1 protein-coding gene is annotated in these 6,927 nt (G+C 72.8%); it reads left to right on the top strand.

What is annotated here, in order from left to right; all coding sequences use genetic code 11:
* Positions 1 to 126: 126 nt before the first annotated feature.
* Positions 127 to 6,921 (top strand): non-ribosomal peptide synthetase, encoded by a 6,795-nt coding sequence (locus C1I97_RS07045; protein ID WP_111002362.1) that lies wholly within the window; start codon positions 127 to 129, stop codon positions 6,919 to 6,921.
* Positions 6,922 to 6,927 lie beyond the last annotated feature (6 nt).

Here is a 6,927-nt window from a genome sequence, read left to right as displayed (position 1 = left end):
GGCGGCGCGGCTTCCGGGGGCGGCGCCGGTGCGGAGTACCGAGGCGGGGGTGCCGCCACGGCCCTTGAGCACACCCGCGACGACAGCCGGCTGCTGCCGGAACGGGCGCTCGGCCATCTCCGACGGGTGCTCGCCGACGTTCTCAAACTCGCGCCGGAACGGCTGCACCCCGACGTCGAGTTCGAGCGGTACGGCATGGACTCCCTGCTGGCGGTCACCGCGGTGACCCGGCTGGAAGAGGTGTTCGGTCCGCTGTCCCGGACCTTGCTGTTCGAGCGGCCCACCCTTCGGGAGCTCGCCCAATACGTCGCGGACGAGCACCCGTCAAAGCCGCGCGGTCTGCTGGGCAAACCCGAGCCCGCCCCCTCCATGCCATCGGCGCCCCCGGTCCCGGTCGATGACATCCCTGAGCCGGTGCCTCCCGCGCAGGGCCCGCGGAGCGCATCCGCGACGGAGCCCGCCGTGGTCCGGCATGTCGAAAGCAGAGGTGAGTTCATGGACGTCGCCGTCATCGGCATCGCAGGGCGCTACCCGCAGGCGGAGGACCTGGACACGCTCTGGGCACACCTGCGCGACGGCAGGGACTGCGTCACCGAGCCGCCCGCCGACCGCCGGGACGGAGGACGCCCGTCCGGCGCCTGGGGCGGGTTCCTCGACGGGATCGACCGGTTCGACCCGGCGTTGTTCGGCATCTCGCCTCGTGAGGCGGCGGTGATGGATCCGCAGCAGCGGCTGTTCCTGGAGACGGTGTGGGAGCTGCTGGAAGGCTGCGGCGTCACCCAGGAGGCCATCGAGCGGCAGTACGGGCGACGCGTCGGCGTCTATGCCGGAGCCGCCTACCAGCTGTACCGAGCGGACGCCTCGGACCCCGCACTCGCGGCGCTCACCTCGACCGCCTCGTACAACCTCATCGCCCACCGCGTCTCGCACTTCTTCGGGCTGGAGGGGCCGAGTCTGGCCGTGGACAGCATGTGCACCTCCTCGGCCATGGCCATCCACCTCGCCTGCGCCGACCTGCAACGCGGGGAGAGCGAACTGGCCGTCGCCGGCGGCGTGAACCTGGCCAACAGTCCCGACAAGTTCCTCGCCCTGTCCGAGATGCAGATGCTGGGCAGCCACCCCGGCAGCCGCAGCTTCCGCGACGGGGACGGCTATCTCCCCGCGGAGGCCGTCGGGGCCGTGCTGCTCAAGCCGCTCGACGCCGCACTGCGGGACGGGGACGAGATACACGCCGTCATCAAGGGCACCGCCTCGCTGCACAGCGGGCGCTCCAGCGGATTCCTGGCGCCCAGCCGTCGGGCCCAGGTGGCGGTCATGCGCCGGGCGCTGGAGCGGGCCGGTGCCGCGGCGGACTCGATCGGGTACGTCGAGTCGTCGGCCAACGGTACGGCGATGTCCGACGAGATCGAGCTGAGCGCCCTGCGGGAGGTGTTCGACGGGGCCGCCGAATCCGTGCTGATCGGTTCAGTGAAGTCCAACCTCGGGCACCCGGAGGCGGCCTCCGGGGTCGCACAGCTCACCAAGGTGGCCCTCCAGTTCCGGCACCGCGAGGTGGCCCCGCTCGTCGCGGTCGGAGAGCCCAACCCTCATCTCGACCTGACCGGAAGCCCCCTGACGCTCTGTGAACGGCTGACCCCCTGGGTACAGGGTCCTGGCCAGGCACCGCGCCGCGCGCTGATCAACTCCGTGGCCGCCGGCGGCAGTCACGTCAGCCTGGTGGTCGAGGCTCCGCCACAGGCCGCCGACGAGCCGGAGCGAACCGCCGACGACGGACCGCAGCTGGTGGTGGTGTCCGCCGGCAGCCCGGTGCGGCTGCGCACGGCGGTACGGCGGCTGAACGACTTCCTCGGCGCCGGCGACACGATGAGCCTCGCGGATGTCGCGTACACCCTGCAACTGGGCCGCGAGGCGATGCCCGAACGGCTCGCCGTGGTGGTCGGCAGCGTCGGGGAACTGCGCGGCGCCCTCTCCCGGTACCTGGCCGACACCGACGGGGAGGGCACCGCGCACACCTCGGCCGAGGCCGCGGTGCACACCGGAAACGCCGAGGACCGAGCGAGCGCCCTCCTGGCGGTGCTCGACGGGGCGCGCGGCGAGTCGTTCCTCTCCGCGCTCGTCGCCGACCGCGATCTGGCGCGGCTCGCCGAGCTGTGGGTGGGCGGCGCCCGGATCCCCTGGAGCGGGCTGCACCCGCGGCGCCGGCGCCTGCTGCCGCTGCCGGGGACTGCCTTCGAGCGGGGGAGCTACTGGCTGGGCCGAACGAGCGCGCTGCTGTCGACGGCTTCGACGCCGCTGGCGGCTCCCACCCGGCCCACGGCTTCGACAGCCCCGTCCACGGCTCCGACCGGCCGCTCCGAGCCCGCTGCGGCGGCCCCGGAGCCCGACGCGGCGCAACCGCTCGGCAAGGAACGCGTTGTCCTCACGGTCTGCGCCGAGCTGCTCGGCTTCCAGCCGGACGAGCTGCGCCCGGACGACGGCTTCCTCGCCCTGGGAGGCCACTCCCTGCTCGCCCACCGGTTCACGGCGCTGCTGCGCGAGCACGGTCTGCACTGCGAACCGGCCGCCATCCTGCGGGCCCGCTCGCTCGCAGCCGTAGCGGAGGCGGCGCAGACGGCCCCGACGGCCGGTGCGGCGGACCTCGCCGGTCCGGCGGAGCACCCGGAGCACCCGGACCGGACCGAACCCGCCCTGGCCACGGGCCCCGCCGACGTCCCGGCGCCCCCGGCCGACAGCGGGCCTACGCCCCTCCCCGCCGGGATCTCCGAGAACACCGCCACCGTCATCCCGGGCATGCTTTCGCTGGTGTCCCTCACCGAGGAGGAAGTGGCGACGGTCGGCGCCGCGATCCCCGGCGGAGCCGCGAACCTTCAGGACGTGTACCCGCTCGCCCCGATGCAGGAAGGCATGTTCTTCCACCATCTCAAGGAGGGCGCGCACGACCCCTACGCCTCCTCGGGCCTGTTCTCCTTCGCGGACCGCGACTGCCTGGACCGGTTCGCCGGGGCGCTGCGGGCGGTGATCGCCCGGCACGACGCGCTGCGCACGGTGATTCTCGCCGACGGGCTGAGCGGGCCGGTCCAGGCAGTGCTGCGGCAGGTGGAGCTCCCGGTCGACGAGGTCGAGCTGCGGTCCGGGACGTCCGCCGAGGAACAGCTGGCCGAGCTGCTCCAGGACGCCCCGCGCATGGCGCTCGACCAGGCCCCGCTGATCCGGCTGCGAGCGGGCCGGCACCCGGAGACGGGGGTGTGGCACGCGGCGATGACGCTGCACAACACCATCCACGACGCGTCCTCCCTCGGCCTGCTGTTCACCGAGATCGTCGCGCACATGGAGGGCCGGGCGGACGCCCTGCCGGAGCCGGTGCCGTACCGCGAGTTCATCGCGCACACCCGGCGACGGCCGCAGGACCTCGATCCCGCCGCCTTCTTCGCCGGGCTGCTCGGTGAGGTCTCCGAGCCGACCGTGGTGTTCGGGCTCCAGGACGTGCACGGCGACGGGCAGCAGATCCGCGAAGTACGCCGGCCGGTCGACGACGGCCTGGCCCGGCGGGTCCGCGACGTCGCGGCACGGCTGCGGACCAGTCCCGCCACGCTCTTCCACGTCGGCTGGGCCCTGACCGTCGCGGCCTGCGCCGACCGCGACGACGTGGTGTTCGGCACGGTCATGTCGGGACGGGTGCAGGGGCCCGCCGGGATGGAACGGATGCTCGGCAACTTCATCAACACGCTGCCGGTGCGCCTCGACCTCGCCGGCCACAGTGTGTGGGACCTGGTGCGGCGAACGGAGGAGGTGCTGCACGGGCTGGTGCGCCTGGAGCAGATCCCGCTGCCCGAGGCCCGGTCGCACAGCGGGCTGCCCGGCGCCGACGCGCCGCTTTTCAACGCGATCCTCAACTACCGGCACCTGCCGAGCGACAACGGCATCGACCGGATGCTCGAACGGGTGGGCATCACCCCGCTGTCCGATGTGATCGAACGCACCAACTACCCGGTGACCGTCTCCGTCGACGATCTCGGCGGCGCGTTCCACATCGCCGCCCAGATCCACCAGGCGCAGGACGCCGACGTGGTCGTCGACTGCCTGGAAGCCGCCATGGCCTCCCTCGTCGAGGCGCTGTCCGACGAGGACCGCGCCGGGCGTGCAGCCCTGGAACTCTCCGTGCTGCCGCCCGCGATGCGGCACCGCGAAGTCGCCACGTCCGCCTGGGAACCGGCCACGGTCGAGCTGCCCGGCGGCCCGGCCTCGTCGGAGCGTTCTCTGCACGAGTGGTTCGAGGAGGTCGTGCGGGATGCGCCGGATGCGGTGGCGGTGCGGTGTGAGGACCGGTCGCTGAGCTATGCGGAGCTGAACGCGCGGGCGAACCGGCTGGCCCGGTATCTGCGGGCGCTGGGTGTGGGGCATGAGTCGCTGGTCGCTCTGTGCCTGCCCCGGAGCGAGTGGCTGGTGGTGTGCGCGCTGGCGGTGGTGAAGGCCGGTGGTGCGTATGTGCCGCTGGATCCGTCGGCACCGGCGGAGCGGCTCGGTCATGTGCTGGAGGACAGTGCGCCGCGCGTGCTGCTGGTCGACGGTGCGGTGCCCGAGGGACTCGACGCCGGCGGTGCCACGGTGGTGGACGTGCCGGGGCACGCCGAGCGCTGGGAGGCCTTGCCCGCGGACGACCTGCCGCCGGTGTCCGGCGCCGGCCCGGCCGACCTGGCGTATGTGATCTACACGTCTGGCTCGACGGGCCTGCCGAAAGGCGTGATGGTCGAACACCGCAACGTGGCCCGGTTCTTCGTCGCCGCTCAGGAGTGGTTCGGTTACCGGCCCGGGGACGTGTGGACGCTGTTCCACTCGTTCGCGTTCGACTTCACGGTGTGGGAGATGTGGGGAGCGCTGCTGCACCGCGGCACCCTGATCGTCGTCACCCAGGAAGTGGCGCGCAGCCCGCGCGACTTCTACACGCTGCTGTGCGAGGAGCAGGTCACCGTCCTCGGCCAGACCCCGACCGGGTTCGGGCAGCTGATCGCGGCGCAGGGCGACGACGGGGCCCCGCACAAGCTGCGCACGGTGGTGCTCGGCGGCGAGGAGCTGGACGCCTCCACGCTGAGCCCGTGGTTCGCGCGGCCGCTCAACGACGCGACCCAGCTGGTCAACATGTGGGGCACCACCGAGACGACGGTGGTCACCACCTACCGGACCGTGACGGAGCCCGACACCCGGCTGACCACCCGGCCCATCGGCGGACCGATGCCGGGTATGAGCGTGTACGTCCTCGACCGGCGCGGCAACCCGGTGCCGACCGGCGTGGTGGGCGAGCTGGTCATCGGCGGGGAGGCCGTGGCGCGGGGCTATCTGAACCGGGCGGAGCTGACTGCCGAGCGCTTCCTGCCCGACCCGTTCGCGGCCGGGTCCGATGCCCGGATGTACCGCACGGGAGACCTGGGCCGCCGACTGCCGGACGGTTCGCTGGAGTTCCTCGGACGCAATGACGGCCAGGTGAAGATCCGCGGCTACCGCATCGAACTCGGCGAGATCTCCACCCGCCTCAACGAGCACCCGGCGGTCGCGGACGCCCGCGTGGTGGTGCGCGGCCAGGGCGACGACCGGCGCCTGGTCGGATACATCGTGCCGTCCGCCCGGCAGGCGCCCGCGGTGTACGAGCTGCTGCGCCTGACCCGCACCGAACCCGGACTCCTGGAGCAGGTCCACGAACTGCCCAACGGTCTGCCGGTCTTCCAGCGGGACCGCGGCGAGACCGAGGTCCGCTACGAGGAGATCTTCACCGGCCCGGGGTATCTGGGCCACGGCATCACCCTCACGGAGGGCGACCGCGTCGTGGACGTCGGCGGCGGCATCGGACTGTTCACGTTGTACGCGGGCCTGCACCGCCCCGACGCCAGGCTGTACGCGTTCGAGCCGAGGGGGGCGCTCGCGGACGCCCTGCGCCGGAACGTCACTCTGTACGGCCTCGACGCCCGGGTCTTCGACTGCGGCCTGTCCGCCGAGGAGAAGGAGGCGACGCCCAGGCCGGACGGCGACCCTGAGAGCCGGGACCTCACCGGCCGGCTGCGCCCCCTGTCCGCGGTGCTGGCGGAGGAGGGCATCGACCGGATCGACCTGCTGAGGGTCGGGGTGCGGCATGCCGGACACGACGTGCTGCGCGGCATCGCCGACGCCGACTGGCACAGGATCCGCCAGCTCGTGGTCGACCTGCACGACACCGACGGGCAGCTGAAGAAGACGGTGGCCCTGCTGGAGGAGCACGGCTTCGACGTGGTCAGCGGGCACATCGACGGACCGTCGTACCGGCTCCACGCCAGGCGCCCTGCCGACACCGGACGCGAGAGCGGCGACAGCGCGGCGCTGCCGGGCGCCGTGCCCCTGCCGCGCTGGCCGAACGAGCGGGTCCTGCGGGAGGATCTGGACGCCGCGCTGCGGGCCGCGCTCCCGTCGTACATGGTGCCTTCCGGTTACGTCATGCTGGACGCACTGCCGCTGACCGGCAACGGCAAACTGGACCACCGCGCACTGCCCGACCCCGGCGTTCCGGCCCGGCCCGCCGAACAGGGCACGGCCCCGCGCACCGAGGCCGAACGCGTCGTGTCCGAGGTCTGGGCCGAGCTGCTGGACACCGATGCGGAGCGGCTCGACGTGGGGAGCAACTTCTTCTCGCTCGGCGGCAACTCCCTGCTCGTCACCCGCATGATCAACCTGATCAAGCAGCGGACGGGCGTGGAGCTGCGGGTCCAGACGATCTTCGCGGCGGAGCGGTTGAGCGATCTCGCGGCCGAGGTGGCGCGCGGCCTCCCGGACGCCGGGCCCGCCGCCGCGCTCGACCTGGATGCGATCGACAAGAGCATCCGGCTCGTCGAGAGCCTGACCGACGCGGAGCTGGACTCTCTGGACATCGACAACGCCGCCCTGGACAACGAGAGCTAGGCAGAG

The organism is Streptomyces sp. NTH33, from assembly GCF_003236365.1.
GTDB lineage: Bacteria > Actinomycetota > Actinomycetes > Streptomycetales > Streptomycetaceae > Streptomyces.
This window is presented reverse-complemented; position numbering and strand designations above follow the sequence as displayed.